Source organism: Burkholderia sp. MSMB1835, from assembly GCF_001526365.1.
Classification (GTDB): domain Bacteria; phylum Pseudomonadota; class Gammaproteobacteria; order Burkholderiales; family Burkholderiaceae; genus Burkholderia.
In genome coordinates this window covers 90,016-116,819 of sequence record NZ_LOYP01000001.1, presented here as the reverse complement: position 1 = coordinate 116,819, position 26,804 = coordinate 90,016, and the positions used below count along the sequence as shown (strand labels likewise).

22 protein-coding genes are annotated in these 26,804 nt (G+C 65.2%); 1 reads left to right on the top strand and 21 read right to left on the bottom strand.

What is annotated here, in order from left to right:
• Positions 1-70: 70 nt before the first annotated feature.
• A complete protein-coding gene (locus WS96_RS00540) occupies positions 71-2,332 on the bottom strand; it encodes a primosomal protein N' (protein ID WP_059829878.1) in 2,262 nt (753 codons plus the stop codon).
• A gap of 451 nt (positions 2,333-2,783) precedes the next feature.
• A complete protein-coding gene (gene hemE / locus WS96_RS00535) occupies positions 2,784-3,878 on the bottom strand; it encodes a uroporphyrinogen decarboxylase (protein WP_306454021.1) in 1,095 nt (364 codons plus the stop codon).
• A gap of 150 nt (positions 3,879-4,028) precedes the next feature.
• Here hemE and WS96_RS00530 point away from each other — a divergent pair, with 150 nt between their 5' ends.
• Positions 4,029-4,829, top strand: coding sequence for a transporter substrate-binding domain-containing protein (locus tag WS96_RS00530; protein ID WP_059829874.1), 801 nt, complete (start codon positions 4,029-4,031; stop codon positions 4,827-4,829).
• A 745-nt stretch (positions 4,830-5,574) separates the two neighbouring features.
• On the opposite strand, the gene WS96_RS00525 is transcribed toward WS96_RS00530, so the two are convergent.
• From WS96_RS00525 to WS96_RS00435, 19 genes are all read right to left on the bottom strand, one after another.
• Positions 5,575-7,302: an AMP-binding protein gene (locus WS96_RS00525; protein ID WP_059829872.1), complete on the bottom strand. Its 1,728-nt coding sequence runs from the start codon at positions 7,300-7,302 to the stop codon at positions 5,575-5,577.
• 254 nt (positions 7,303-7,556) lie between these two features.
• Positions 7,557-7,982 (bottom strand): F0F1 ATP synthase subunit epsilon, encoded by a 426-nt coding sequence (locus tag WS96_RS00520; RefSeq protein WP_006477288.1) that lies wholly within the window; start codon positions 7,980-7,982, stop codon positions 7,557-7,559.
• 121 nt (positions 7,983-8,103) lie between these two features.
• Positions 8,104-9,498 (bottom strand): F0F1 ATP synthase subunit beta, encoded by a 1,395-nt coding sequence (gene atpD / locus WS96_RS00515; protein WP_059829870.1) that lies wholly within the window; start codon positions 9,496-9,498, stop codon positions 8,104-8,106.
• Between the two features lie 66 nt (positions 9,499-9,564).
• Positions 9,565-10,440, bottom strand: coding sequence for a F0F1 ATP synthase subunit gamma (atpG, locus tag WS96_RS00510; protein ID WP_034209645.1), 876 nt, complete (start codon positions 10,438-10,440; stop codon positions 9,565-9,567).
• A 118-nt stretch (positions 10,441-10,558) separates the two neighbouring features.
• Positions 10,559-12,100, bottom strand: coding sequence for a F0F1 ATP synthase subunit alpha (gene atpA, locus WS96_RS00505; RefSeq protein WP_040142775.1), 1,542 nt, complete (start codon positions 12,098-12,100; stop codon positions 10,559-10,561).
• A 44-nt stretch (positions 12,101-12,144) separates the two neighbouring features.
• Positions 12,145-12,684 carry a F0F1 ATP synthase subunit delta gene (locus WS96_RS00500; RefSeq protein WP_034188172.1) on the bottom strand — a complete coding sequence of 180 codons (540 nt, stop codon included), beginning with the start codon at positions 12,682-12,684 and terminating at the stop codon, positions 12,145-12,147.
• 2 nt (positions 12,685-12,686) lie between these two features.
• Positions 12,687-13,157 carry a F0F1 ATP synthase subunit B gene (locus WS96_RS00495; protein WP_006477283.1) on the bottom strand — a complete coding sequence of 157 codons (471 nt, stop codon included), beginning with the start codon at positions 13,155-13,157 and terminating at the stop codon, positions 12,687-12,689.
• A gap of 129 nt (positions 13,158-13,286) precedes the next feature.
• Positions 13,287-13,556 carry a F0F1 ATP synthase subunit C gene (gene atpE / locus WS96_RS00490; RefSeq protein ID WP_006482730.1) on the bottom strand — a complete coding sequence of 90 codons (270 nt, stop codon included), beginning with the start codon at positions 13,554-13,556 and terminating at the stop codon, positions 13,287-13,289.
• A gap of 75 nt (positions 13,557-13,631) precedes the next feature.
• On the bottom strand, positions 13,632-14,483 hold the full coding sequence (gene atpB, locus WS96_RS00485; RefSeq protein WP_034209647.1) for a F0F1 ATP synthase subunit A: 852 nt from the start codon (positions 14,481-14,483) through the stop codon (positions 13,632-13,634).
• 109 nt (positions 14,484-14,592) lie between these two features.
• A complete protein-coding gene (locus WS96_RS00480; RefSeq protein ID WP_059827102.1) occupies positions 14,593-15,114 on the bottom strand; it encodes an ATP synthase subunit I in 522 nt (173 codons plus the stop codon).
• A 567-nt stretch (positions 15,115-15,681) separates the two neighbouring features.
• Positions 15,682-16,812, bottom strand: a complete 1,131-nt coding sequence (locus WS96_RS00475) for an SLC13 family permease (protein ID WP_059829868.1) — start codon at positions 16,810-16,812, stop codon at positions 15,682-15,684.
• Positions 16,813-16,822: 10 nt separating this feature from the next.
• Complete coding sequence (locus WS96_RS00470) at positions 16,823-17,716, bottom strand: ParB/RepB/Spo0J family partition protein (protein ID WP_006482728.1); 894 nt, start codon at positions 17,714-17,716, stop codon at positions 16,823-16,825.
• A 31-nt stretch (positions 17,717-17,747) separates the two neighbouring features.
• Entirely contained in the window at positions 17,748-18,527 is a 780-nt protein-coding gene (locus WS96_RS00465) for a ParA family protein (protein ID WP_011546804.1), read from the bottom strand.
• Positions 18,528-18,578: 51 nt separating this feature from the next.
• The gene (rsmG, locus tag WS96_RS00460; RefSeq protein ID WP_034209650.1) at positions 18,579-19,265 is read right to left on the bottom strand and encodes a 16S rRNA (guanine(527)-N(7))-methyltransferase RsmG; all 687 of its coding nucleotides are present in this window, start codon (positions 19,263-19,265) and stop codon (positions 18,579-18,581) included.
• Positions 19,262-21,232, bottom strand: coding sequence for a tRNA uridine-5-carboxymethylaminomethyl(34) synthesis enzyme MnmG (mnmG, locus tag WS96_RS00455; protein ID WP_059829866.1), 1,971 nt, complete (start codon positions 21,230-21,232; stop codon positions 19,262-19,264). Before mnmG ends, rsmG begins: the two co-directional genes overlap by 4 nt.
• Before the next feature lie 532 nt (positions 21,233-21,764).
• The gene (locus WS96_RS00450; protein WP_059829864.1) at positions 21,765-22,520 is read right to left on the bottom strand and encodes an ABC transporter ATP-binding protein; all 756 of its coding nucleotides are present in this window, start codon (positions 22,518-22,520) and stop codon (positions 21,765-21,767) included.
• The gene (locus WS96_RS00445; RefSeq protein ID WP_059829862.1) at positions 22,520-24,304 is read right to left on the bottom strand and encodes a branched-chain amino acid ABC transporter ATP-binding protein/permease; all 1,785 of its coding nucleotides are present in this window, start codon (positions 24,302-24,304) and stop codon (positions 22,520-22,522) included. The genes WS96_RS00450 and WS96_RS00445 overlap by 1 nt, the downstream gene beginning before the upstream one ends.
• A gap of 4 nt (positions 24,305-24,308) precedes the next feature.
• Complete coding sequence (locus WS96_RS00440) at positions 24,309-25,364, bottom strand: branched-chain amino acid ABC transporter permease (protein ID WP_059829860.1); 1,056 nt, start codon at positions 25,362-25,364, stop codon at positions 24,309-24,311.
• A 201-nt stretch (positions 25,365-25,565) separates the two neighbouring features.
• Positions 25,566-26,723, bottom strand: a complete 1,158-nt coding sequence (locus WS96_RS00435) for an ABC transporter substrate-binding protein (RefSeq protein WP_059829858.1) — start codon at positions 26,721-26,723, stop codon at positions 25,566-25,568.
• Between the last annotated feature and the right edge of the window lie 81 nt (positions 26,724-26,804).

The following is a 26,804-nucleotide window of genomic DNA, read 5'->3' as shown; positions in this document are numbered from 1 at the left end:
TTCGGGGCGCCCGGCGGCACGGGTTACCGGCATTCGGCGACGGCCCGCGCGACGGCCGCGCGGAGGCCGCTCAGATATCAAGCGGATCGACCTCGACGCTCCACCGCAGCACGCCCTTCAGCGCGCGCAGTTCCGGCTGCCACGCGCGCAGCGCATGCTGCAGCGCCGCCCGCGACGCGCTTTCGAGCAGCAACTGCGCGCGGTGGACGTTCGCGACCTTCACGATCGTCATCGGCACCGCGTCGTACACGGTCACGCGATCGGCGCCCGGCAGCCCCGGCAACGCGGCCGCGGCCTGCAGCAGGAACGCGAGCGCCGCGTCGAGCGTGCGCCCTTCGGCGCGCAGCAGCGCCTGGTAGACGAACGGCGGCAGGTGCGCGTCGCGACGCTCGCCCAGCGTCGAATTCGCGAAGCCCACGTAGTCCTGCCGCCCGAGCGCGTGGTACAGCGCGTGACGCGGATAGCGCGTCTGCACCAGTACCTCGCCCGGCAGCCCGGCGCGCCCCGCGCGGCCGCTCACCTGCATCAGCTGCGCGAACAGCCGCTCGCTCGCGCGGAAGTCGTGCGAGAACAGCGCGGTGTCGGCATTGAGCACGCCGACGAGCGACACGCGCCGGAAATCGTGCCCCTTCGCGATCATCTGCGTGCCGACCAGGATGTCGACCTCGCCCGCGTGCACGTCGGAAAAAAGCGCCTGCGCGCTGCCCTTGCGGCGCGTGCTGTCCGCGTCGATACGCAGAATCCGCGCGCCCGGCACGGCCTCGGCGAGCGCCTCCTCGATGCGCTGCGTGCCGCGCCCGAGCGGCGCGATGTCGACGTTCCCGCACTCGGGGCACGACCGCGGAATCCGCGCTTCCCAGCCGCAGTGATGGCAGCGCAGCGCGTGCTCGGGCTTGTGCAGCACGACGTACGCGCTGCAGCGCGGGCAGCCGGCCACCCAGCCGCATGCGTCGCACGCGAGCTGCGGCGCGTAACCGCGCCGGTTCAGAAACACGAGGCTCTGTTCGCCGCGTTCGAGCCGCGCCTTCAGCGCCGCGACGAGCGGCCCCGACAGGCCGCCCATCGACGCGCGCCCGCGCCGCCGCTCTTCTTCGAGATCGATCAGTCGCACGGTCGGCAGCGTCGCGTCGGCCACCGCGCGACGCGACAGCGTGAGCCGCGTGTAGCGCCCCTGCTCAGCCAGCCACCAGCTTTCGAGCGACGGCGTGGCCGAGCCGAGCACGACCGTGATGCCGAGCTGTTTCGCGCGCCACACGGCCAGATCGCGCGCCGAATAGCGCAGCCCTTCCTGCTGCTTGTATGCGGGCTCGTGCTCCTCGTCGACGACGATCAGCGCGAGCGTCGGCATCGACGCGAGCACCGCGAGGCGCGTGCCGAGCACGATCCGCGCGCGGCCCGTGTGGGCGGCCAGCCAGTTGCGCGCCCGCTCGCCTTCGGCGAGCCCGCTGTGCAGCGTGACGATCGCGTCGTCGGCGAGCGCGCCCGCGAAGCGCGCGCGAAACGCGGCCTCGAACTGCGGCGTCAGGTTGATTTCGGGCACGAGCACGAGCGCCTGCGCGTCCGGCCGCGCGTCGAGCAGCGACGCGAGCGCATGCAGATAAACCTCGGTCTTGCCGCTGCCCGTGACGCCGTGCAGCAGGAACGGCGCGAAGCCCTGCGCGGCGCGGATCGCGTCGAACGCCTCCGCCTGCTGGTCCGTCAGTGCCGGCGGCACAGCACGTCCACCGCTTGTCGACAGGTTATCCACAGGGTTGACCACAGGCGCATCGGCCCAACCGATCTCCTCGACGGCCACCCAGCCGCGCGCCGCCCAGTCGTCGAGCGTCGCGACCGCCTTCGGATGCAGCGCGCGCGCGTCGGGCAGCGTCAGCGAGCCGGTATCGACCAACGCCTGCGCGAGCCGGCGCAGCGCGGCGCCGCGCGCCGGCAACGCGTCGGGCAGCGCCGCGCGGCCGGCTTCGGTCGGTCGGTAGCGCACCTCCGGCGCGAGCAGCCGCCCCCAGCGGCCCGCGTCGCGCAGCGCCTGCGGCAGCGCCGGCAACGCGACTTCGCCGCGCCCGCGCTGATAGTAGTCGGCGGCGAACGACACGAGCGCGAGCCAGTCCGCCGACAACGGCGGCAGGTCGGTACAGATCGCCTCGACCGCGCGCAGCCGCGACGGCGGCACATCGGTGTGAGTGGTGACTTCGCAGACGAGCCCGACCGCCTGCCGCTTGCCGAACGGCACCTGCACGAGCGTGCCGGGCACGGGCGGCGGCTGCACGTCGCAGCGGTAGTCGAACAGGGTCGCGAGCGGATGGTCGAGCGCCACGCGCAGGTAGACGCCGCTCATCGACACGCTCCGGCAGCGGCGGCACGCAGCGCACGGACGGCTTGCACCCGCGTCCGCATCGCGACGGCGAACTTAAAGTAAAACTTCAGATTCGGCGCTAAGTTTTGGATTCGCATTAGGAATCGCCGTATACCCTGCCCAGCCTGTGGATAACTTTGTTGAGAACTCGCCGCTCAACGGCCGCAACGCGCGCGGGGCCGTGCTTTCCGCTGTTTTTCACCGTTTGTCGCCGGCCCCCGCGAAGCCTTATTCCATAAGGCTGCTATTCAAATTACCGAACAATAGCGAGACAAATTGACCGATACGGGGCTCTACCGCGGTGCAACGTGGAAAATGTGTATAAGTCAAGTCTTGACAAGCATCGAATCGGCGACCGGAGCGGGGTTGCGTCCTGTTTAGTTTCAACGACGAAACGCCGTCATTCTGCAGCGCAGCATGACGGCGCTTGCATTCAGCGCGCCGCTCCGCTACGGATCGCGCGGCTGTGGGTATGCACTTCGTCGACGAGTTCGGCGACGTGATCGGGCGACGTGAATTGCGAAATACCGTGCCCGAGATTGAACACGTGGCCCGGATGATTGCCGTAGCTGTCGAGCACCGCGCGCGCCTGTTCGCGCACCGTGGCCGGCGGCGCGAACAGGATCGTCGGGTCGAGGTTGCCCTGCAGCGCCACGCGCCCCGCGACGCGCTCGCGCGCGGCGCCGAGGTTGACCGTCCAGTCGAGCCCGACCGCGTCGACGCCGGTCGCCGCGATCTCCTCGAGCCACAGCCCGCCGCCCTTCGTGAACGTGATCACCGGCACGCGCTCGCCGTCGTGCTCGCGCTCGAGCTGCGACACCACGCGGCGGATGTAATCGAGCGAGAAGCGCTGGTACGCGCCGTCGGCCAGCGCGCCGCCCCACGTATCGAAGATCATCACGGCCTGCGCGCCCGCGTCGATCTGCGCGTTCAGGTACGCGGCCACCGCCTGCGCGTTCACGTCGAGGATCCGGTGCATCAGGTCGGGGCGCGAATACGCCATCGACTTCACCGTGCGGAAATCGTCCGAGCCGCCGCCTTCGACCATGTAGCACGCGAGCGTCCACGGGCTGCCCGAGAAACCGATCAGCGGCACGCGCTGACGGCCCTGGCCGTCGGTGAGCGCGCGGCGGATCTCGCGCACGGCGCCCGTCACGTAGCCGAGCGTTTCCTCGATGTCCGGCACCGCGAGCTTCGCGACGTCGGCCTCGGTGCGCACCGGATGCGCGAACTTCGGCCCTTCGCCGGCCTGGAAGTCGAGACCGAGCCCCATCGCGTCGGGAATCGTCAGGATGTCCGAGAACAGGATCGCGGCGTCGAGCGGGAAGCGCTCGAGCGGCTGCAACGTCACTTCCGTCGCGTAGTCGGGATTTTTTGCGAGGCCGAGGAAGCTGCCGGCGCGCGCACGCGTCGCGTTGTATTCGGGCAGGTAGCGGCCGGCCTGGCGCATCAGCCAGATCGGCGTGTAGTCGGTCGGCTCGCGCAGAAGCGCACGCAGGAAGGTGTCGTTGAGCAGGGTATGGGCCACGGTAGGAGCGACGATGCGAAGGCAAAGCGGCATTTTACCGGACAGCCGCGATCGGACTGCGCATGCCGGTGCGATGGCGGCCATATGACGCGCGCGATGGCTCCCGTTATGATCGGACGCTCATATCGAACCGAACCAAGGAGGAGACCGATGAAGACATTCGCCACGCTCGCCGCGGCCGCATGGCTGTGCTGCACCGCCGCACACGCGCAGACCGCGGCCGGCGCCGCCACGACTGCGCCGGCCGCCGGCACGCGGCTCGACGACGTGCTCGCGCGCGGCGCGCTGCGCGTGTGCACGACGGGCGACTACAAGCCGTATTCGTACTACCGCGCGGACGGCCGCTTCGAGGGCATCGACATCGACATGGCGGAATCGCTTGCGAAATCGCTCGGCGTGACGGCCGACTACGTGAAGACGAGCTGGTCGACCCTCACCAACGACTTCGTCGCGAAGTGCGACATCGCGGTGGGCGGCGTGTCGACGACGCTCGAGCGCCAGAAGCGCGTGTTCTTCACGCAGCCGTACGTGGTCGACGGCAAGACGCCGATCGTGCGCTGCGCGGATGCCGACAAATACCAGACCGTCGCGCAGATCGACCGGCCCGAGACGCGCGTGATCGTGAATCCGGGCGGCACCAACGAGCGCTTCGCGAAGCAGTTCTTCACGCATGCGAACCTGACCGTCTATCCGGACAACGTGACGATCTTCAAGCAGATCCTCGCGGGCAAGGCCGACGTGATGGTGACGGATGCATCCGAGACGCTGTTGCAGCAAAAGCTGAATCCGGGCCTCTGCTCGGTGCATCCGGACAAGCCGTTCCAGTTCGGCGAGAAGGCGTACATGGTGCCGCGCGGCGACGTCGTGTTCCAGCAGTACGTCGACCAGTGGCTGCATCTCGCGCTGTCCACCGGCGAATATCAGGCGATTTCGGACAAGTGGCTGAAGTAGGCGCGCCCGCGCCGCGGCGGCCGGTCACGGGCACCGACCCCGCGGCCGCCGGGCGCCGACATCTCGCGAGGCCCGGCAGCCGGCGTGCCGTCGTTACACTTTCCGTTCGCGCCGCAGCGCCGGCCATCGGCGCAAGATTCACGGGATTGGCCGAACGGCCGACTTTCGCGTATTCCGATCACGTTTCAAAATCTTTCTGACGAATGAATCGTCATGGGCGGTATCGATCACGCCGTGCACTTTCTCGCGTGCAAATCGGCAATTCATCGCGCCTGATACGCGTGAAAAACGCATCGCGCGCATACCTTGAAAACGCGACGGAAAATATGGGTAAAAATGACCTTTTTCAGGACCCCGAAAACAGCAAAAAATCCCGGAAAGCCTTATCCGGCGGGCGTTACAACCTGAAACACTTTGTTACCGCGACGGGTCATTAATTCGCCCACAATGGCCTCAACGGTTTCAACACGGATGCGGTCTCGTGTGCCAAGTGTGAGCGGACGCGAAGCGCTGCGAGCCAGTCGGTCACGTACCGAAGCCCTTCCGAGGGGCATCCCTGTTGGAGTCGTTTCCGGCCTCCCGCCGGATCCGGTTTCATCTTTGGTCTCCTCGCGCTAACCCCGTAGCGTGTGGTTTTTAGCGGGCTAATAAGCCCGCTTTTTTTCGTCCATCGAAAACGTCGCGACCTGCACCGGGCGGCCCGCAGGCCGCCCCGTTTGTTCCGCACGTTCCCGCATCTCGCGCTTCACGCGGTCTTCTGCACGTCGAGCTTCAGCTCCTCGATCATCCGCTCGCGCATCACGAACTTCTGCACCTTGCCCGTCACCGTCATCGGCAGTTCGTCGACGAAGCGGATATAGCGCGGAATCTTGTAGTGCGCGATCTGCCCGTTGCAGAACGCGCGCACGTCGTCCTCGGTCATCTGCTCGTCCGCGCGCAGCACGATCCACGCGCACAGCTCCTCGCCATACTTCGGATCGGGCACGCCGAACACCTGCGCGCTCTGGATCTTCGGATGCCGGAACAGGAATTCCTCGATCTCGCGCGGATAGACGTTCTCGCCGCCGCGAATCACCATGTCCTTCAGGCGACCGACGATGTTGCAGTAGCCGTCCTCGTCGAGCGTCGCGAGATCGCCCGTATGCATCCAGCCGTCGACCAGCACCTCGCGCGTCTTCGCGTCGTCGTCCCAGTAGCCGAGCATCACCGAATAGCCTTTCGTGCACAGCTCGCCCGTCGCGCCGACCGGCACGATCTCGCCGGCCGGATCGACGATCTTCACTTCGAGATGCGGCTGAATGCGGCCGACCGTCGTCGTGCGCTTTTCCAGCGGATCGTCGGTCGAGCTCTGGAACGACACGGGGCTCGTCTCCGTCATCCCGTACGCGATCGTGATTTCGGAAAGATGCATCTGCGACACGACGCGCTTCATCGTCTCGATCGGGCACGGCGAGCCGGCCATGATCCCGGTACGCAGCGTCGACAGGTCGAATTTCGCGAATTCCGGATGATCGAGCTCCGCGATGAACATCGTCGGCACGCCGTGCAGTGCGGTGCACCGTTCCTCGGCCACCGCCGCGAGCGTCGCGACCGGGTCGAACGCTTCGCCCGGGAACACCATCGCGGCGCCCTTCGACACGCACGCGAGCACGGCCAGCACCATCCCGAAGCAGTGATAGAGCGGCACCGGGATGCAGAGCGAATCCTGTTCGGTGAAACGCATCGCCATCGCGATCGAGCGCGCGTTGTTGACGACGTTGCGGTGCGTGAGCGTCGCGCCCTTCGGGCTGCCGGTCGTGCCGCTCGTGAACTGGATATTGATCGGATCGTGGGCCGCGAGCGTCGCGCCGATCGCATCGAGCAGCGCCGGATCGACGGCCTGGCGGCCGCGCGCCATCACGTCCGCGAAGCGGAACATGCCGGCGGGCGCCACCTCGCCCATCGACACGATCGTGCGCAGGCTCGGCACGCGCGCCGCGTGCAGGTCGCCCGGCGTCGCGGTCGCGAGCTCCGGCGCGATCGTCTGCAGCATCTCGACGTACGCGGACGTCTTGAAGCGCTCGGCCGAGATCACGGCCTTGCAGCCGACCTTGTTCAGCGCGTATTCGAGTTCCGACAGCCGGTAGGCCGGATTGATGTTGACGAGCACGGCGCCGATCCGCGCGGTCGCGAACTGCGTGAGCAGCCATTCGCTGCGGTTCGGCGACCAGATGCCGACGCAGTCGCCCTTCACGATCCCGAGCGCCGCGAGCCCGGCGGCCAGCACGTCGACCTCGTTCGCGAACTCGCGCCAGGTCCAGCGCACCTGCTGCTCGCGGAACACGACGGCCGGACGGTCGGGAAAGCGGCCGGCCGTGTCGAGCAGGAACCGGCTGATCGTCGCTTCGGATAGCGGCACGTCGGTTGCGCCGCGCACGTAGGACAGTCCGTTTTCGGGCGCGATCAGCGCCCCCTTGCCAAGGTCTGCTGCCATCGATGTCTCCGTCCGTTTTTGTCTGATCGGCCCGCGCGCGCACCGCGCCCGCCGCCGCCGCAACGATCGCGACGGCCGGCGTCACCGCGGATGATGCCGCGCTTCGCTGACGATACTCTGACATCGAATCGCGGCGCACGGGTGAAATAGCACGACCGGACGATACGATCCTGCCCGCAAAAAACGGACGAAAACGGCGGGCGAAAAAAAAGCAGCCCGAAGGCTGCTTTCTTTCGCGGGATACGCGGCGCGGCTCAGTGCCGGCTGCGGATCTTCGCCAGACGCTGGATCGCCTCGAGCTGCGCCATCGCGGTCGCGAGCTCGGATTGCGCTTTCGCGAGGTCGAGATCCGACTTCGCGTTCTGCAGCGTTTCCTCGGCACGCTTGCGCGCTTCCTCGGCTTTCGCCGCGTCGAGGTCCTTGCCGCGGATCGCGGTATCGGCGAGCACCGTCACGGCGCCCGGCTGCACTTCGAGAATGCCGCCCGCGACGAACACGAATTCGTCGTTGCCGCCCTCGACCTCGATGCGCACCGCACCCGGACGAATCCGGGTGATGAGCGGCGTGTGGCCCGGCAGAATGCCCAGCTCACCCGTTTCGCCCGGCAGCGCGACGAATTTCGCCTCGCCCGAGAAGATCTGCTCTTCCGCGCTGACGACGTCTACTTTGATGGTTGCCATATCGACTCCAATCTCATCCACGGGTTGAGCGTATTGCGACCGGCGCGGGCGGCCGGAATACAAGCCATCGCTGACTCATTGCTCCGGCCGGCACACGCCGGCTTGCGACTCACTCAAGCCCTTACTGGATCTTCTTGGCCTTTTCGAAGGCTTCGTCGATCGTGCCGACCATGTAGAACGCCTGTTCCGGCAGGTGGTCGCACTCGCCGTCGACGATCATCTTGAAGCCGCGGATCGTTTCCTTCAGCGGCACATACTTGCCCGGCGAGCCCGTGAACACTTCGGCGACGTGGAACGGCTGCGACAGGAAACGCTGGATCTTACGCGCACGCGCGACCGACAGCTTGTCTTCCGGCGACAGTTCGTCCATGCCCAGAATCGCGATGATGTCGCGCAGTTCCTTGTAGCGCTGCAGCGTCTGCTGAACGCGACGGGTGATCGTGTAGTGCTCTTCGCCGATCACGTTCGGGTCGATCTGGCGCGACGTCGAGTCGAGCGGGTCGACCGCCGGGTAGATACCCAGCGAAGCGATGTCACGCGACAGAACGACGGTTGCGTCCAGGTGGCCGAAGGTGGTTGCCGGCGACGGGTCGGTCAAGTCGTCCGCAGGGACGTACACGGCCTGAACCGACGTAATCGAGCCCTTCTTCGTCGACGTGATGCGCTCTTGCAGCTTGCCCATTTCTTCAGCCAGCGTCGGCTGATAGCCCACTGCCGACGGCATACGGCCGAGCAGTGCCGACACTTCGGTACCGGCCAGCGTGAAACGGTAGATGTTGTCGACGAAGAACAGCACGTCGAGGCCTTCGTCACGGAAGTGCTCGGCCATCGTCAGGCCGGTCAGCGCGACGCGCAGACGGTTGCCCGGCGGCTCGTTCATCTGGCCGTACACCAGCGCGACCTTGTCGAGAACGTTCGAGTCCTTCATTTCGTGGTAGAAGTCGTTCCCTTCACGGGTACGCTCGCCCACGCCCGCGAACACGGAGTAACCGCCGTGCTCCTTCGCGATGTTGTTGATGAGCTCCATCATGTTGACGGTCTTGCCCACGCCCGCACCGCCGAACAGGCCAACCTTGCCGCCCTTCGCGAACGGGCAGATCAGGTCGATGACCTTGATACCCGTTTCGAGCAGTTCGGTCGACGGCGACAGTTCGTCGAACGCCGGCGCCTTCTGGTGGATCGAACGCGTCGTTTCGCTTTCGATCGGGCCGGCTTCGTCGATCGGACGGCCGAGCACGTCCATGATTCGGCCGAGGGTCGGCTTGCCGACCGGCACCGAGATCGGCTTCGCCGTGTTCTTCACGGTCAGGCCGCGGCGCAGGCCGTCGGATGCACCCAGACAGATGGTACGGACCACGCCGTCGCCCAGCTGCTGCTGGACTTCGAGCGTCAGTTCCGAGCCATCGAGAATGAGCGCGTCGTAGATCTTCGGCATGCTGTCGCGCGGGAATTCCACGTCGATAACGGCGCCGATGCACTGTACGATCTTGCCTTCTACCAAAGCAGCAGTACTCATCGCTTTTCCTTTAAATACCTGATTCTTTACTCGCGCAAAGGCGCAGTTGTCGTCCCGGGCGCGCGCTTAAACAGCGGCTGCGCCGCCGACGATCTCCGACAGTTCTTTCGTGATCGCGGCCTGACGGCTCTTGTTGTAGACGAGCTGCAGTTCGCTGATCACCGTCTTCGCGTTGTCGGACGCGGCCTTCATCGCGACCATGCGCGCCGATTGCTCGGACGCCATGTTTTCCGCGACGGCCTGGTACACCAGCGCCTCGACGTAACGCACGAGCAGTTCGTCGACGACGGCCTGCGCGTCCGGCTCGTAGATGTAGTCCCACGACGTCGCCGGCGTACCGTCATCGGCTTCGAAGTGTTCCGACGACAGCGGCAGCAACTGCTCGATCACGGCTTCCTGCTTCATCGTGTTGACGAAGCGCGTGTAAGCGATATAAACCGCCGACAGCTTGCCTTCCGAGTACAGATCGAGCTGCGTCTTCACGGCGCCGATCAGCTTGTCCAGGTGCGGGGTGTCGCCGAGGTGCACGACCTGCGACATCACCTTCGCGCCGAAGCGGTTCAGGAACCCGAGGCCCTTGCCGCCGATCGCGGTGGCTTCGACCTTCTGGCCCTTCTCTTCCAGCTCCTTGAACTTCTGCACCGTCGCACGCAGCACGTTGGTGTTCAGACCGCCGCACAGCCCCTTGTCGGTCGTGACGAGGATGATGCCGGCCGTCTGCGCGCCGTCGTTCGCCACCATGAACGGGTGGCGGTACTCCGGGTTCGCACGGCTCATGTGCGCGGCGATGGCACGGACCTTGTCCGCATACGGACGAGCGGCGCGCATGCGTTCCTGCGCGCGGCGCATCTTCGATGCAGCCACCATCTCCATCGCCTTCGTGATCTTGCGCGTGTTCTGCACGCTCTTGATCTTGCCGCGAATTTCCTTCATTCCAGCCATAGCTTGCTCCTTTGCGCCCCGTGTTAGCGCTTCAGCGCTTACTCGGGGCTCATGCATCGCTCACCGAAGCGGCGCGGGCGCATCAGCCCCCGCGCGGCCTCGGTGTGTCACTCGCGGATCAATAGGCACCGGACTTCTTGAAGGATTCGATCGCCGCGCGCAGCGCGCCTTCGTCGTCCTTCGAGAGATCCTTGGTGTCTTCGATGCGCTTGATGAGGTCAGCGTGGCTGGTCTTCAGGTTGTCGCGCAGGCCCTTCTCGAACGACAGCACTTGCTTGACGTCGAGATCGTCGAGGTAACCGTTGTTCGCGGCGTACAGCGACACGGCCAGTTCCCACACCTGCAGCGGCTGGTACTGCGGCTGCTTCAGCAGTTCCGTCACGCGGCGGCCGCGCTCGAGCTGCTTGCGGGTCGCTTCGTCGAGATCCGATGCGAACTGCGCGAATGCGGCCAGTTCACGGTACTGCGCGAGGTCGGTACGGATACCGCCCGACAGCTTCTTCACGACCTTCGTCTGAGCGGCGCCACCGACGCGCGACACCGACACGCCGGCGTTGATTGCCGGGCGGATGCCTGCGTTGAACAGGTCGGTTTCGAGGAAGATCTGGCCGTCGGTAATCGAGATCACGTTCGTCGGAACGAACGCGGTCACGTCGCCTGCCTGCGTTTCGATGACCGGCAGTGCCGTCAGCGAGCCGCTCTTGCCCTTCACTTCGCCGTTCGTGAACTTCTCGACGTACTCTTCCGACACGCGAGCCGCACGCTCGAGCAGACGCGAGTGCAGATAGAACACGTCGCCCGGGTACGCTTCGCGGCCCGGCGGGCGGCGCAGCAGCAGCGAGATCTGACGATATGCCCAGGCCTGCTTGGTCAAGTCGTCATAGATGATCAGCGCGTCCTGGCCGCGGTCGCGGAAGTACTCGCCCATCGTGCAGCCGGCGTACGGCGCCAGATACTGCATCGCGGCGGAATCCGATGCCGAAGCGGCGACGACGATCGTGTATTCGAGCGCGCCCGTTTCTTCGAGCTTGCGCACCACGTTCATGATCGACGAAGCCTTCTGGCCGATCGCGACGTAGATACAGATCAGGTCCTTGCCCTTCTGGTTGATGATCGCGTCGAGCGCCACCGCGGTCTTGCCGCACTGACGGTCGCCGATGATCAGCTCACGCTGGCCACGGCCGATCGGCACCATCGCGTCGATCGACTTGATGCCCGTCTGCACCGGCTGCGACACCGACTTACGCCAGATCACGCCCGGGGCGATCTTTTCGATCGCGTCGGTCAGCTTCGCGTTGACCGGGCCCTTGCCGTCGATCGGGTTGCCGAGCGCGTCGACCACGCGGCCGACGAGTTCCGGGCCAACCGGGACTTCGAGAATGCGGCCCGTCGTCTTGACGATGTCGCCTTCCGAAATGTGTTCGTATTCGCCGAGAATCACCGCGCCGACCGAGTCGCGCTCGAGGTTCAGCGCGAGACCGAACGTGTTGCCCGGAAACTCGAGCATTTCGCCCTGCATCACGTCCGACAGGCCGTGGATACGCACGATACCGTCGGTCACGGAGATCACGGTGCCCTGGTTGCGAACGTCTGCGCTCGCTTCAAGGCCCTGGATCCGGCTCTTGATCAGCTCGCTGATCTCAGAGGGATTGAGTTGCATTATTCGCTCCTGATAGTCAATTCTGTTGCGTGCCGGCGTGGCGCTCAGGCGGTCAAGGCAGCCTGCATCGATGCGAGGCGCGCGCGAACCGAGGTGTCGAGCACTTCGTCGCCGACCGTCACGCGCACGCCGCCGATCAGCGACGAATCGACTTCGACCGTCGGTTTCAGCTTGCGCTTGAACTTGCGTTCGAGGCCCGAGACGAGACTGTCGAGATCCGCGCCGTTCAGCGGGAACGCGCTCACGATCTCGGCGTCGGCTGCGCCTTCACGTTCGTTCTTGAGCGCCTCGAACTGCTCGGCGATTTCCGGCAGCAGCGCGATGCGATGATTGTCGACCAGCATCTGCACGAAGTTCTTCGCTTCGGCGCCGGCCGCGAGCGGCGACTTCACCGCAGCAAGCAGCAACTCGGCTACTTGCGTGCGCGTCACCTTCGGGCTCGACGCGACCGACAGCACTTCCGGCAGACGCGCAACCTGGGCCAGCTCTTGCACGAGCGTGGACCAGGCGGCGATGTCACCGCCCTCGGCCACGCGGAACAGCGCTTCTGCGTAAGGGCGGGCGATGGTTGCAAGTTCGGCCATGATCAGAGCTCGGCTTTCAGTTGATTCAGCAGTTGGGCGTGGGCCGTTTGATCGACTTCGCGCTTCAGGATCTGCTCGGCGCCCTTCACGGCCAGCGCGGCGACTTCGCCACGCAGCGCTTCGCGCGCCTTCACGATTTGCTGTTCTGCTTCCGCCTTCGCCTGGGCGACGATGCGGGCGGCTTCAGCCTGGGCGTTGGCCTTGATTTCCTCGGCGACCGCCTGTGCACGCTTTTCGGCGTCGGCGATGCGCTGCTGGCCGTCGTTGCGGGCCTGCGCGAGTTCCTGGTCCACGCGCTTGTGCGCTGCGTCGAGTTCCGCCTTGCCCTTCTCGGCGGCGGCGAGGCCGTCGGCGATCTTCTTCGAACGTTCGTCGAGGGCGTTGATCAACGGCGGCCACACGAATTTCATCGTGAACCACGCGAGGACCAGGAACACGACCATTTGCGCAAACAGAGTTGCGTTGAGATTCACGGTGTTTCCTTATCTGCTATTCCGGAAAAATGAAACGGTAAGGCGCTCATCGAGTTGCATTCGATCAGCGCCCCAAGTCTCCGTTCCGCCCTGCGCCGGCTCACGCCGGACGCATATTTCCGAGGAACCTTAGCCTGCGAGCTTCGACAGGAGCGGGTTCGCGAACGCGAACAGCATTGCGACACCAACGCCGATCAGGAATGCAGCGTCGATCAGACCAGCCAGCAGGAACATCTTCGTTTGCAGCGGGTTGATGAGTTCCGGCTGACGTGCGCAGGCTTCGATGTACTTGCCACCCATCAGCGCGATACCGATACAGGCGCCGATTGCACCCAGGCCGATGATGATGCCGATACCGATGGCGGTCAGACCCTGGATGTTGGCGATGTAAGCTTGCATGATCACTCCTTTGTGAAAAGACTTGGAACTGAGATTTAAAAAACTAAAACGAAGACTCTTTCTTGCACGCCGCGCTTAGTGCTTGTCGTGCGCCTGGCCGAGATACACCAGCGTCAGCATCATGAAAATGAATGCCTGCAACAGAACAATCAGGATGTGGAAGATTGCCCAGACGCTACCCGCGATCACATGACCAACGAAGCCGAGGAACGTTGCGTCGCCACCGAAGCTCCACATGCTGCCGAGCAGGGCGATCAACAGGAACAACAGCTCACCCGCGTACATGTTGCCGAACAGCCGCATGCCGAGCGAAACGGTCTTTGCAACGTATTCGACGATGTTGAGCGCGAGGTTCGGGATCCACAGCAGCGGGTGGCCGCCGAACGGGGCCGACAGCAGCTCATGCGCAAAGCCGCCCGCGCCCTTGATCTTGATGCTGTAGTAGATCATCAGGACGAACACGCCGAGCGCGATGCCGAGCGTGCCGTTCAGGTCGGCCGTCGGGACGATGCGATGGTGGGAAATCACGTCCGACAGACCGAGCAGGCCGATCACGCGGCCCGGCAGGTCGACCGGGAGGAAGTCGAGGGAGTTCATCAGCGCCACCCACACGAACACCGTGAGGGCGAGCGGCGCGATGAAGGTACGATTGCCGTGGACGATGGCCTTCGACTGGTCTTCGACCATTTCGACGAGCATCTCGATCGCGCACTGGAAACGGCCCGGCACGCCCGACGTCGCCTTGCGGGCGGCCAGACGCAGCAGGATGATCGTCACGATGCCGCAAACGATCGACCAGAACAGCGTGTCGAGATTCCAGACGTGGATGTCGAAAATCGACGTCTGATGCGAGGTGGAGAAATTCTGCAAGTGGTGCGCAATGTACTCGGACGGATCCGGACCACGCGTGCCTTCGCTAGCTGCCATATCGTTAATGCCACCCAAATTGTCGAAAATCGTTTTGCCCGTTCCGCAACACGCTATTGCGGGAACGAGCCGGTGCGGTTCGTTGTCGAAACCGCACGCTGCTTGTTCCTTACCGCCAGGCCAGCGCGATCCAGTACGTCTTCAGCACGACGAGGTACGTGACGAGGAACGGCACCCAGTGCACGCCGGCCCAGCCGAACGCCACTGCGGTGAACATTCCGATCGTCAGCGCCAGTTTCAGGGCTTCGCCCATCACCCAGCTCATCACGGTGGCCGAGCCACCGGCCTTCAGTCGCGCCACGAATACCGCACTTGGCACCCAGCCGATCGCTCCGCCCAGAAACGCGGATTGCGCAGCGGCGCCCGGCGACTTCGAAAACAGCCACCACGCCAGCGTTGCAACCAGGGACAGGACCACTTGCGCGAACACCACCTTGTAGGGGGTCACGCGCGAGGGCTTGCTCACGTTCGGGCCGAACAGCCTTTCGGCCTCTGCCCGCGTCAGCGGAACGATGTTGTTATCTTGCTGCTCGACATCCCAGTCGTCGGATTCACGCCGCTCGCCGGCCGCCGAAGCGGTGCGTTGCGTGCGCTGATCATCGTGCCTGTCGTCCGGCGCCTGACCCGCCATCGCAATCTTCCGCAGAATCCTTGAACCCGACCCCAAGCTTTCTGAAAGCTTTCAGGGGTGCCTAGCTAACAAATCCGGGCGATTGTAAGCGATAGTTGCAAGTGATTCAAGGCTTTAGACGCGACAAAAACCTGCATAAAACGACGCCTCATGATGTGAAAAAACACCCGATTCGACGACGTACGATGACAGTTGTAAGGTCAATTTTTTGCACCGGTATTTCTCGCGCGAAAAAGTCCGGCGACGGCGGAAATGACGGGGAAACGATGCCCGACGCGGGCCGGGAGGAAGCGGCGCGATCGCCGCCGCGAATGCGCTGCAATGCAGCCGTCGGGAACGGCTCGGTGCGACGCTGCGGAAGGAGCACGACATCGTGACCGAACCGCCGCACGCGACGCGCGAAATTCGACCGGATGTTCGCGCATCGATTCATCCAATCAGTTGTCGCGCCGCCACAGAGGTTCGATTGTAGATTGCAGCACTTATCAACAGCCGTCGATCACCTCGAACGCTGTGCGCCCCGCCACTGCCCGAACGATACGCCCGTGCCGCACACACCGGCCTCGCTCAACCGTGCATGAGCAGCCACGCGCCGAGCGCCGCGCTCGCCAGCGCGAACGGAATCGAAACGAGGTGGAACGGCAGCCACATGCGCGGCTCCTTCGCGAGACGCACCGCGATCAGGTTCGCGAGCGAGCCGATCGCGAAACCGAAGCCGCCGACCGATACGCCGAATGCAAGCGCGCGCCAGTCGTGCGTGAATTCCGACAGCAGGATCGCGGCCGGCACGTTGCTGATCGCCTGTGACAACACGGCGCCGGCAGCATAGACGCGCAGCGGCGAATCGAGCTGCGCGTGCGCAATCGCGTCGTGCACGGCGGGCAGCGCAGCCGCACTGCGCAACACGACGAACATCAGCACGAAGATCAACAGCAGCAGCCAGTCGATCTTCAGGACTGCATCGCGTTTGACGGCGAGCAGCACGATCGCGACGCCGACGAGGCCCGGCAGCGGATGGTGCGCATCGGCGAGCAGCACGAACGCGGCGAACAGGACCGCCGCGATCAGCGCGTGCATGCGTTGTACGGGAAAGGCGGCAGCGTCGCCGGACAGATCGAGCGGCTTCGCGCGAAACATCAGTGCAGTCAGCACGAGCAGCAGCGCCATCGTCGCGACGGCGAGCGGCCCCAGCGTGACCACGAAGCGGCCGAACGACACGCCGCTCAATTGCCACAGGAAAAGATTCTGCGGATTGCCGAGCGGTGTCGCAACGGACCCCGCATTGACGGCCAGCGCGACGACGATCACAAGCCGCCGGAACGGCAACGGTGTCAGCGCGCGCAGCGACACCATCAACGGCACGACGACGAACAGCGCGACGTCGTTGGTGAGCCACATCGACAACACCGCGGCGAAGCCGACGAGCAGCATCGCAAGCCCACGCTCGGAGTGCACGTGATGCACGATGCGATGCGCGAGCCACATCAGGCAGCCGGACAGCTCGAGCGCTTTGGTCAGCATCAGCAGGCCCGCGAGCGTCGCGACCGTCTGCCAGTCGACGCGCTCGGCGAGCACCGAAAATGGTTGCGGACGCACCCATTGCAGCACGATCAGGCCAAGCGCGAGCACCGACAGTACCGGTTCCTGCGCAAGCCAGCCGAGCCACCGGCGCGGCGCCGGTGTGCCCATCTGTTCCATGGATTGCCCGTTACTCTTCGGTCGCGACGTTGCCGCGCAGTCGCGCGAGAATGCCTTCGAGCGCATCGAGGTTGCCGAAGTCGATCAGCACCTGCCCTCGCCCGCGGCGGCCGAGCTTGATCTTCACCGTCGACGCGAGCAGATCGGACAACTCCTCTTCGAGGCGACGCGTATCGCGGCCGCCGTCGTCCTTCGCACGCGCCTTCACGGCCGGCGCTTCCTTCGTCGTGTGCGCGACGAGCTTCTCGGTCTCGCGCACCGACATGCGCTTGTTGACCACCTGATGCGCGAGCGTGATCTGCGTGGCCGCATCGACGGCGAGCAGTGCGCGTGCGTGTCCCATGTCGAGATCGCCGGCCAGCAGCATCGTCTGCACCGGCGACGCGAGATTCAGCAGGCGCAGCAGGTTCGACACCGCGCTGCGCGAACGGCCGACCGACTCGGCGGCCTGTTCGTGCGTGAAACCGAACTCGTCGAGCAGGCGCTGGATACCGTGCGCCTCTTCAAGCGGATTCAGGTCCTCGCGCTGGATGTTCTCGATCAGCGCCATCGCGGCGGCAGCCTGATCGGATACGTCCTTCACGAGCACCGGCACTTCGTCGAGGCCGGCCAGACGTGCGGCACGGAAACGCCGCTCGCCCGCGATGATCTCGTATTTGTCTGACGAAATAGGCCGTACCAGGATCGGCTGCATCACGCCCTGCGCGCGAATGCTTGCCGCGAGCTCCTGCAGGCTGCCCTCGTCCATCCGCGTGCGCGGCTGGTACTTGCCGGCTTGCAGCTTGCCGAGCGCGAGCGTGTTCGGCGCCCCTTCGATCTTCACCGCTTCGGTGATATCGGCACTGCCGCCGAGCAGCGCTTCGAGGCCACGTCCCAAGCCCTTCTTCTTTGGTACCGCGTTCATGTCTTTCTTCCTCGCTTCGCTCATGTCCGGATCACGACACCTCGAACGCGCGCACGCGCTCGATCATCTCGGCACCGAACTGGATATACGCCTGCGCGCCGCGCGAACTGCGGTCGAACACGACGCCCGGCAACCCGTAGCTCGGCGCTTCGGCCAGGCGCACGTTGCGCGGAATCACCGCGTCGAACACCTTGTCGCCGAAGTGCGCCTTCAATTGATCGGAGACTTGCTGCTGCAGTGTGATGCGCGGATCGAACATCACGCGCAGCAAGCCGATGATCTTCAGGTCGCGGTTCATGTTCGCGTGAACCTGCTTGATCGTGTTGACGAGGTCCGACAGCCCTTCCAGCGCGAAGTACTCGCACTGCATCGGGATCACGACGCCATGCGCCGCGCACAGCCCGTTCAGCGTCAGCAGCGACAGCGTCGGCGGGCAATCGATCAGCACGAAATCGTAGTCGTCGGCCACACGCTCGAGCGCGGCCTTCAGGCGGCGCTCGCGGTTGTCGATGCTGATCAGTTCGATCTCGGCGCCGGACAGCTCGCGGTTCGCGGGAAGCACGTCGTAAGTGACGCCCTCCGGACGTACACGTGCGTCGGCCACCGACACGCCGTCGACCAGCACTTCGTACACGGTCGCTTCGCAGGCGGCCTTGTCGATCCCGCTGCCCATCGTCGCGTTGCCCTGCGGGTCGAGATCGATCAACAGGACTCGTTGCTCCTGCGCTGCAAGGCTTGCGGCGAGATTGACCGATGTCGTCGTCTTGCCGACGCCCCCCTTCTGGTTCGCAACGCAGAAGATCTTTGCCATCGTTGGTGTGTTCCCTTTACCTTCAAACAAACGGCGCACTACCGCGCGCCTTCAATTCGCCTCGTCGACGGCCACTTCGAACAGATGCCGCTCTGCATCGAGCATCGGCACCGCCAGCCGGATCGTCTGCTTCACGCGGCTGCCTTCCGGCAACCGCGCAATCTCGTCATCCGGGTGAACGCCCTTCATCGCCCAGATCGACCCGCCCGGCGCGACCAGATGTCGAGCAAGTTTAACGAAGTCGGACAGGTCCGCGAAGGCGCGGGATACGATCATGTCGAATTTTTCCGGCACTTCGACACCCGGCTGCAGCGATTCGACCCGCCCGGTGACGACCGACAGGTTCGCGAGCTTCAGCTCCGCGCGCATCTGCGTCTGGAACGCAGACTTCTTCTGCACGATATCGTTCAGCGTGACCTGCCAGCCCGGCTCGACGATCGCCAGCACGATACCGGGCAGCCCGCCGCCCGAGCCGACGTCGAGCACGCGTGCCGACGTCCGGCCGCGCAGATGCGGGACGATGGAAAGCGAATCGAGGATGTGCTGAATCAGCATCTGCTTCGGGTCGCGGATCGCGGTCAGGTTGTAGACCGCGTTCCACTTGCCGAGCAGCGCGACATAGTCGAGCAGCTGGTTGCGTTGTGCATCCGTCAGCGTCAGGTCGAGTGCCGCCGTGCCTTCGACGAGCATCTGTTCCAGGACGTCCCGATTCACCGCCGGCGCGCGACGCGCCGTCATTGTTGCGTCGGGACGCTGCCGTCCCCCTGCTCCGCGGCTTCCGCGACCGTGCCGTTACGGCGGCCCAGGCCGCGACGCTTCAGATGCACCATCAGCAGCGAGATTGCCGCCGGCGTGACGCCGGAAATGCGCGACGCCTGCCCGATCGTTTCCGGACGGAACTCGTTGAGCTTCTGGCTTACCTCGAACGACAGGCCTCGAACGTCGCGGTAATCGATACCGTTCGGCAGGCGCGTGTTCTCGTTCGCGTCGTTGCGCTCGATCTCGGATGCCTGCCGCTCGATATAGCCCTGATACTTGATACCGATTTCGACCTGCTCCTTGATCTGCTCGAGCAGCACCGGATCGTCGGTCAACGGCTCCGCAGGGCCGCACTCGCCGCCCTTCAGCCCGCACACGCCGTCGTAGCCAACGCCCGGGCGGCGCAGCAGCTCGGCGAGGCTGTATTCGTGATCGATCGCCTTGCCGAGCAGCGCGGTCGCCTCTTCCGCAGGCAGCGTCTTCGGCGTCACCCACGTCGACTTCAGGCGTTCGGTTTCACGTGAAACAGCGTCGCGCTTCCGGCTGAAGGCATCCCAGCGGGCGTCGTCGACCAGTCCAAGCTCGCGGCCGATCTCGGTCAGGCGCATGTCGGCGTTGTCTTCGCGCAGGCTCAGACGATACTCGGCCCGGCTCGTGAACATCCGGTACGGCTCGGCCACGCCGCGCGTGACGAGATCGTCGACCAGCACACCGAGATAGGCTTGATCGCGACGCGGGCACCACGCGTCCTTTTCCTGCACGTAGCGGCCCGCATTGAGGCCGGCCAGCAGACCCTGTGCTGCCGCTTCCTCGTAGCCGGTCGTACCGTTGATCTGGCCCGCAAAGAACAACCCATTGATCGCCTTCGTCTCGAGCGACGCCTTCAGCGCGCGCGGGTCGAAATAGTCGTATTCGATCGCGTAACCGGGGCGCAGGATATGCGCGTTCTCGAGGCCGCGCATCGAATGCACGAGCTCGAGCTGGACGTCGAACGGCAGGCTGGTCGAGATCCCGTTCGGATAGAACTCGTTGGTCGTCAGCCCTTCCGGCTCGAGAAAGATCTGGTGCGATTCCTTCGACGCGAACCGGTGGATCTTGTCCTCGATCGACGGGCAATAGCGCGGCCCGACCCCTTCGATCACGCCTGTATACATGGGCGAACGATCGAGACCGCCGCGAATGATGTCGTGCGTGCGCTCGTTCGTATGCGTCACCCAGCACGGCAGCTGTTGCGGATGCTGCTCCGCGCGGCCCAGGAACGAGAACACGGGGATCGGATCGAGGTCGCCCGGCTGCTCGTCGAGCTTCGAAAAGTCGATCGTGCGACCGTCGATACGCGGCGGCGTACCGGTCTTCAGCCGGCCCTGCGGCAGCTTCAGCTCCTTCAGGCGCGACGACAGCGACACGGCCGCCGGATCGCCCGCGCGGCCGCCCGTGTAGTTGTTCAGGCCGACGTGAATCTTGCCGTCGAGGAACGTACCGGCCGTCAGCACGACTGCGCGAGCGCGGAAGCGGATGCCGATCTGCGTGACGGCGCCCACTACGCGGTCGCCTTCGACCATCAGGTCGTCGACGGCCTGCTGGAACAGCCACAGGTTCGGCTGATTTTCGAGCCGGTGGCGGATCGCGGCCTTGTACAGGATGCGATCGGCCTGCGCGCGTGTCGCGCGCACGGCCGGGCCCTTCGACGAATTGAGGATCCGGAACTGAATACCGCTTTCATCCGTCGCGGCGGCCATTGCGCCGCCCAACGCGTCGACTTCCTTGACCAGATGGCCCTTGCCAATGCCGCCGATCGACGGATTGCAGCTCATCTGCCCAAGCGTTTCGATGTTGTGGGTCAGCAGCAGTGTCTTTGCGCCCATACGGGCGGACGCCAGCGCGGCTTCCGTGCCGGCATGACCGCCACCGACGACGATGACGTCAAATTCTGTGGGAAAAAGCATGGTGGATTCCGTACGCAGAGCAGCGCACGAACCTATCTGAGAAATGTATGGGCCGAATTATAGCGGGTTCGCTTTTCACCCGAAGGCCGTCCGAATGGTAGGGTCTGTGCATTTCGGCGATTTTTTGCTGTGGCCGGGCGAATTTGGCGTGCCGGGCCGGCTTCGGCGGTGCTCACGACCGGCTAAATGCACATCACCGTGCCTGTGGCAAACCCGGTTAATCACCACGCCAGCATGCGCGGAACCGCTGATCTCACTGTCTGTGCCCCCGCAATCCACCGCCCGCGACGCCCTGTGCCCTCCTCCCCACAGCGTTTCCGATGGTTGTCCGGTGACTTGTCCACTGAAGCGCAACGCATCGGCGACCTGTGGAACAAGCCTGTGCGGCGCCGCACAGCGCTTCCGACTATTCCTGGGCGACTTATCCCCGGTCCCGAACCGGCGATGCTTCGACACCTTGCGATCTCGCCAAACAAAAACGGCGTGTTTCACGTGAAACACGCCGCTCGTTTCCCACCCACCACCCCAATAATCAAGCCGTCTTTTTCGCCAACCCAAGATATGTCTCGATCACACGCGGATTCCGGGCGAGCTCGGCCGCAGGCCCTTCCAGTGCAAACTCGCCCGTCTCCAGCACATAGCCGTAGTCGGAGATCTGCAGCGCCGCCCGTGCGTTCTGCTCGATCAGCAGCGTCGCCACGCCGGTACCGCGCAACGCGCTGATGATATGAAAGATCTCCTTCACGATCAGCGGCGCCAGCCCGAGGCTCGGCTCGTCGAGCATCAGCAGGTCGGGCTTGCCCATCAGCGCACGCCCGACTGCCAACATTTGTCGCTCGCCGCCCGACAGCGTGCCGGCCGCCTGCCTGCGGCGTTCCTTCAGCCGCGGAAACAGCGCGAACACGTGATCGAGCTGATCGAGGAAGTTCGCTTCCCCTGCCTGCTTGCGCCGATATGCGCCCAATACGAGGTTGTCCTCGACCGTCATCGTGCTGAACAGCTCGCGCTTCTCCGGTACGAGACACATCCCGCGCGCGACGCGCTGCTCGACCGGCAGTGCACCGACATCGTTGCCGCGATACACGACCGCGCCCGACGCGTGCCCCGTTATCGGCAGCGCGCCCATGATCGCGTTCAGCAGCGTCGATTTACCGGCCCCGTTCGGGCCGATCACGCTGACGATCTGCCCCGCCCGGACCTTGATGGCAGCACCGTGCAGCGCCTCCACCTTCCCGTACCGCACCGCCAGGCCGCGTACTTCGAGAATCGGCATCGTCGTGTCCGTCATCACTCCACCCCGCCTAGATACGCTTCGAGCACGGCCGGGTCCTGCTGCACATCCTGCGGCAGCCCTTCCGCGATCCGCGTACCGAACTCCATCACCACCAGCCGGTCGGTGAGGTTCATCACGAAATCCATGTCGTGTTCCACGAGCAACACGCTCATGCCTTCGGCCTTCAGCCGCCGCAGCAGGTCGGCGAGTTGCTGCTTTTCCTGGTAACGCAGACCGGCAGCCGGCTCGTCGAGCAGCAGCAACGTCGGATCGCAGCACAGCGCCCGTGCGATTTCGAGAATCCGCTGCTGGCCGAGTGCCAAGCTGCCCGCTTCGTCGTACATGTGCTTCTCGAGCCCGACGCGGCGGATCTGGCGCGCGGCTTCGGCCAGCAACTGCGCTTCCTCGCGCGCATTGAGCCGCGCGATGCTGCGCCACACGCCCGTATGGCCGCGCAGATGGGCGCCGATCGCGACGTTCTCGAGCACCGTCATCGCCGGCAACAGCTTCACGTGCTGGAACGTGCGACCGATGCCGCGGCGGACGACCTGACGCGACGTCAACCCGTCGATACGCTCGCCACGAAACGTGATCGCGCCGCCGGTCGGTTTCAGCACGCCGGTCACGAGGTTGAACGTGGTCGACTTGCCCGCGCCGTTCGGGCCGATCAGCCCAACGATCTGCCCCGCTTTCACGTCGAAGCTGACATCGTTGACGGCCACGAGCCCGCCGAACTGCTTGCGCGCGCCGTCGACGACGAGCAGCGGCTCGCCGGGCACGGGTTTCGCGCGCTGCGGCAGCGGATCCGCCTGCTCCGGCACATGCGCGCGCGGCCCGCGCGGGAACAGTCTCGCGACGAACGGCCATACGCCCTGGCGCGCGTACTGCAGCAGCAGCACCATCAGTACGCCGAACACGATGATCTCGAAGTTGCCTTCCGAACCGAGCAGCTTCGGCAGCAGCGTCTGCAGGTAGTCCTGCAGCACGGTGAGGATCGCCGCGCCGAGTACCGCGCCCCATACGTGCGACACGCCGCCCACCACCGCCATGAACAGGAATTCGATTCCGTGGTTCAGGCCGAACGGCGTCGGGTTCACCGCGCGCTGCAGGTGCGCGTACAGGAAGCCCGATACCGCCGCGAGCACGGCCGCGTAGACGAAGATCACCACGCGCATCCACGCGGTATTCACGCCCATCGCCTCGGCCATCACGCCGCCGCCGCGCAGCGCGCGGATCGCGCGGCCGGGCCGGCTGTTGAGCAGGTTCTGCACCGACACGATCGCGGCCAGCACCACGGCCCAGATCAGGAAATACAGGCTGCGGCCGCTTTCCAGCCGGATGCCGAACAGGTTCAGCGCCGGAATCCCGTTGATCCCGTCGTACTTGCCGAGCAGTTCGAGGTTGCCGAACAGATAGAACAGCGCGAGGCCCCACGCGATCGTACCGAGCGGCAGGAAGTGCCCGGACAGCCGCATCGTCACGGCGCCGAGCATGAGCGCGACGAGCGCCGTCAGCACGACGCCGACGATCAGCGCGAGCCACGGCGACACGCCGTACCGCGTCGTCAGGAACGCGGTCGCATACGCGCCGATGCCCACGAATGCGGCCTGCCCGAAGCTCGTCATCCCGCCGACGCCCGTCAGCAGCACGAGCCCGATCGCGACGATCGCATACAGGCCGATGTAGTTCAGCAGCGTGATCCAGTACTCGGGCACCTGTAGCGCGCCGGGCAGCACCGGCAACGCGAACAGCACGACGAGAAACAGCCAGAAGGTCTTGTTGCGTACCATCGTCTTCATCGCGTCACTCCTCTTCCTCTTCCGCATGCGGCGTCACGAAACTCCGCCACAGCAGCACCGGAATGATCAGCGTGAACACGATCACCTCCTTGTATGCGCTCGCCCAGAACGACGAATACGATTCGAGCACGCCGACGAGCAGCGAGCCGGCGGCCGCGAGCGGATAGCTGACGAGCCCGCCGATGATCGCGCCGACGAAGCCCTTCAGGCCGATCAGGAAGCCCGAGTCGTAGTAGATCGTCGTCAGCGGGCCGACGAGGATCCCCGACAGCACGCCGAGCCCTGCCGCGAACGTGAACGCGAGCCGCCCGGCTTCGGTCGTGCCGATGCCGACGAGCCGCGCACCGAGCCGGTTCACCGACGTCGCGCGCAGCGCCTTGCCGGCGATCGTGCGGCCGAAGTACACGTAGAGCGCGCCGATCAGCACGAGCGCCGTGACGACGACCAGGATGCTCTGCACCGATACCGTCATGCTGCCGATCACGAGCGACGCGTCCGAAAATCCGGCGGTGCGCGAGCCTTCCGCACCGAACATCACGAGGCCGAGGCCGACCATCGCGAAGTGGACGGCGACCGACACGATCAGCAGCAGCAGCGTCGTACCTTCGGCGATCGGCTGGTACACGAGCCGGTAGACGAACGGCCCCATCGGCACGACGATCGCGAGCGTCAGCGCGATCTGCGCGAGCATCGGCAACGGCTGCGCGGCAAAGCTGCGCGTGAGCGCGAACACCGCGAGCGGCAGCAGCACGTAGCGGCTCGCCAGCGTCGCGAGCGTGCGGCCGAGCGGGCGACGGCGTTCGCGATGGCGAATCAGGCCGCCGACTTCCAGCAGGAAGCACGCGATGCCCATCACGAACAGCAGCCAGCAGGTGGCGGGGAATTTCTGCGCCTGCAACGCGGCCAGCGTCAGCGCACCATAGGCGACGAATTCGCCCTGGGGAATGAAGATCACCCGCGTGACGGAAAACACCAGCACGAGCGCCAGCGACAACAATGCATAAATGGCGCCGGTCGTGATGCCGTCTTGCGCGAGGATCGCCGCAATCGAGAGATCCATACGTTTCGTGTATCGAGAGAATGCTGCGGAGAAACGAAAGGGGGAAAACGCTCGGGGCGCGCGCGAAGCGATCGGCACGTCGCGCGTCATGCGGCGGGCCCCGGCGGTTCCAGGCGGCACGGGTGCGGCCGTCAGGCGCGCGACCCCGCCGACGGCACAGGCGGCGCCGTTCGCGCCGCGTGTGCCGGTTTCACGTGATGCTTACTCGGCCTGCAACTTCCACTTGCCGTCGACGATCTGCACCATCACGCGCGCACGCGTGTCGAAGCCGTTGTGATCGGTCGCCGTCGTGTTGATCACGCCGTGCGAGACAGGCAGGTCCTTCACGCTTTCGAGCGACGCGCGCAGCGCTTCGCGGAACGCCTCGGTGCCCGGCTGACCCTTCTTCAGCGCTTCCGGGATCGCCCGCTGCAGCAGCAAGCCCGCATCCCACGCATGGCCACCGAACGTCGACAGCGAACCCGCGCCGTAGGCCTTCTCGTACGCGGCCTTGTAGCCGAGCGCCGGCTTCTTCACCGGATTCGAATCGGGCAACTGGTCGGTCACGAGCACGGGGCCGGCCGGCAGGATCTCGCCTTCGCAATCCTTGCCGCACACGCGCAGGAAATCGTTGTTCGCGACGCCGTGCGTCTGGTACACCTTACCCTTGTAGCCGCGCTCCTTCAGCGTCTTGGCCGGCAGTGCCGCAGGCGTGCCCGAGCCCGCGATCAGCACCGCATCCGGGTTCGAGCCCAGCAGCTTCAGCACCTGCCCCATCACCGACGCGTCGGTCCGGTTGTAGCGCTCGTTCGACACCAGCTTCAGTCCGTTCTTCGCGGCCGCCGCGTCGAACGTCTTGTACCAACTGTCGCCGTACGCATCGGCGAAGCCGATGAAACCGACCGTCTTCACGCCGTGCTTCGCCATGTAGCCGGCGATCGCGTCGGCCATCAGCTGATCGTTCTGCGGCACCTTGAACATCCACGCGCGCTTCGCGTCCATCGGCGCGATGATCTGCGCGCTCGCCGCAAGCGAAATCGCCGGCGTCTTGCCCTGCGACACGGGATCGAGCATCGCGAGCGAGTTCGGCGTGACGGAGGAGCCGATGATCGCGTCGACGTGGTCCTCGTCGATCAGCTTGCGCACGTTCTGCACCGCGCGGCTCGTGTCGGACGCGTCGTCGAGCACGATGTACTGCACGCTCTTGCCCGCGATTTCCTTCGGCAGCAGCGCGATCGTGTTCTTTTCCGGAATCCCGAGCGAGGCGGCCGGGCCCGTCGCCGACAGCGTCACGCCGATCTTGACCTGCGCCGACGCCGTGGCCGCCGCACACACGAGGCCCGCGGCAAGCATGGCCTCCATCCATCGATTCATCTTCATTTACGTTGTCTCCAAACGCTGCTCGAAAAAACCACGGGTCGCTCGGGCGGCTCCCGGTCCCCAGAAACAGTTAATATCTTA

Excerpts from the sequence above, each read along its gene's own strand:
- WS96_RS00540 (WP_059829878.1), bottom strand. The coding sequence starts at position 2,332 with ATGAGCGGCGTCTACCTGCGCGTGGCGCTCGACCATCCGCTCGCGACC.
- WS96_RS00530 (WP_059829874.1), top strand. The coding sequence starts at position 4,029 with ATGAAGACATTCGCCACGCTCGCCGCGGCCGCATGGCTGTGCTGCACC.
- WS96_RS00525 (WP_059829872.1), bottom strand. The coding sequence starts at position 7,302 with ATGGCAGCAGACCTTGGCAAGGGGGCGCTGATCGCGCCCGAAAACGGA.
- WS96_RS00520 (WP_006477288.1), bottom strand. The coding sequence starts at position 7,982 with ATGGCAACCATCAAAGTAGACGTCGTCAGCGCGGAAGAGCAGATCTTC.
- atpD (WP_059829870.1), bottom strand. The coding sequence starts at position 9,498 with ATGAGTACTGCTGCTTTGGTAGAAGGCAAGATCGTACAGTGCATCGGC.
- atpG (WP_034209645.1), bottom strand. The coding sequence starts at position 10,440 with ATGGCTGGAATGAAGGAAATTCGCGGCAAGATCAAGAGCGTGCAGAAC.
- atpA (WP_040142775.1), bottom strand. The coding sequence starts at position 12,100 with ATGCAACTCAATCCCTCTGAGATCAGCGAGCTGATCAAGAGCCGGATC.
- WS96_RS00500 (WP_034188172.1), bottom strand. The coding sequence starts at position 12,684 with ATGGCCGAACTTGCAACCATCGCCCGCCCTTACGCAGAAGCGCTGTTC.
- atpE (WP_006482730.1), bottom strand. The coding sequence starts at position 13,556 with ATGCAAGCTTACATCGCCAACATCCAGGGTCTGACCGCCATCGGTATC.
- atpB (WP_034209647.1), bottom strand. The coding sequence starts at position 14,483 with ATGGCAGCTAGCGAAGGCACGCGTGGTCCGGATCCGTCCGAGTACATT.
- WS96_RS00480 (WP_059827102.1), bottom strand. The coding sequence starts at position 15,114 with ATGGCGGGTCAGGCGCCGGACGACAGGCACGATGATCAGCGCACGCAA.
- WS96_RS00475 (WP_059829868.1), bottom strand. The coding sequence starts at position 16,812 with ATGGAACAGATGGGCACACCGGCGCCGCGCCGGTGGCTCGGCTGGCTT.
- WS96_RS00470 (WP_006482728.1), bottom strand. The coding sequence starts at position 17,716 with ATGAACGCGGTACCAAAGAAGAAGGGCTTGGGACGTGGCCTCGAAGCG.
- WS96_RS00465 (WP_011546804.1), bottom strand. The coding sequence starts at position 18,527 with ATGGCAAAGATCTTCTGCGTTGCGAACCAGAAGGGGGGCGTCGGCAAG.
- rsmG (WP_034209650.1), bottom strand. The coding sequence starts at position 19,265 with ATGACGGCGCGTCGCGCGCCGGCGGTGAATCGGGACGTCCTGGAACAG.
- mnmG (WP_059829866.1), bottom strand. The coding sequence starts at position 21,232 with ATGCTTTTTCCCACAGAATTTGACGTCATCGTCGTCGGTGGCGGTCAT.
- WS96_RS00450 (WP_059829864.1), bottom strand. The coding sequence starts at position 22,520 with ATGACGGACACGACGATGCCGATTCTCGAAGTACGCGGCCTGGCGGTG.
- WS96_RS00445 (WP_059829862.1), bottom strand. The coding sequence starts at position 24,304 with ATGAAGACGATGGTACGCAACAAGACCTTCTGGCTGTTTCTCGTCGTG.
- WS96_RS00440 (WP_059829860.1), bottom strand. The coding sequence starts at position 25,364 with ATGGATCTCTCGATTGCGGCGATCCTCGCGCAAGACGGCATCACGACC.
- WS96_RS00435 (WP_059829858.1), bottom strand. The coding sequence starts at position 26,723 with ATGAAGATGAATCGATGGATGGAGGCCATGCTTGCCGCGGGCCTCGTG.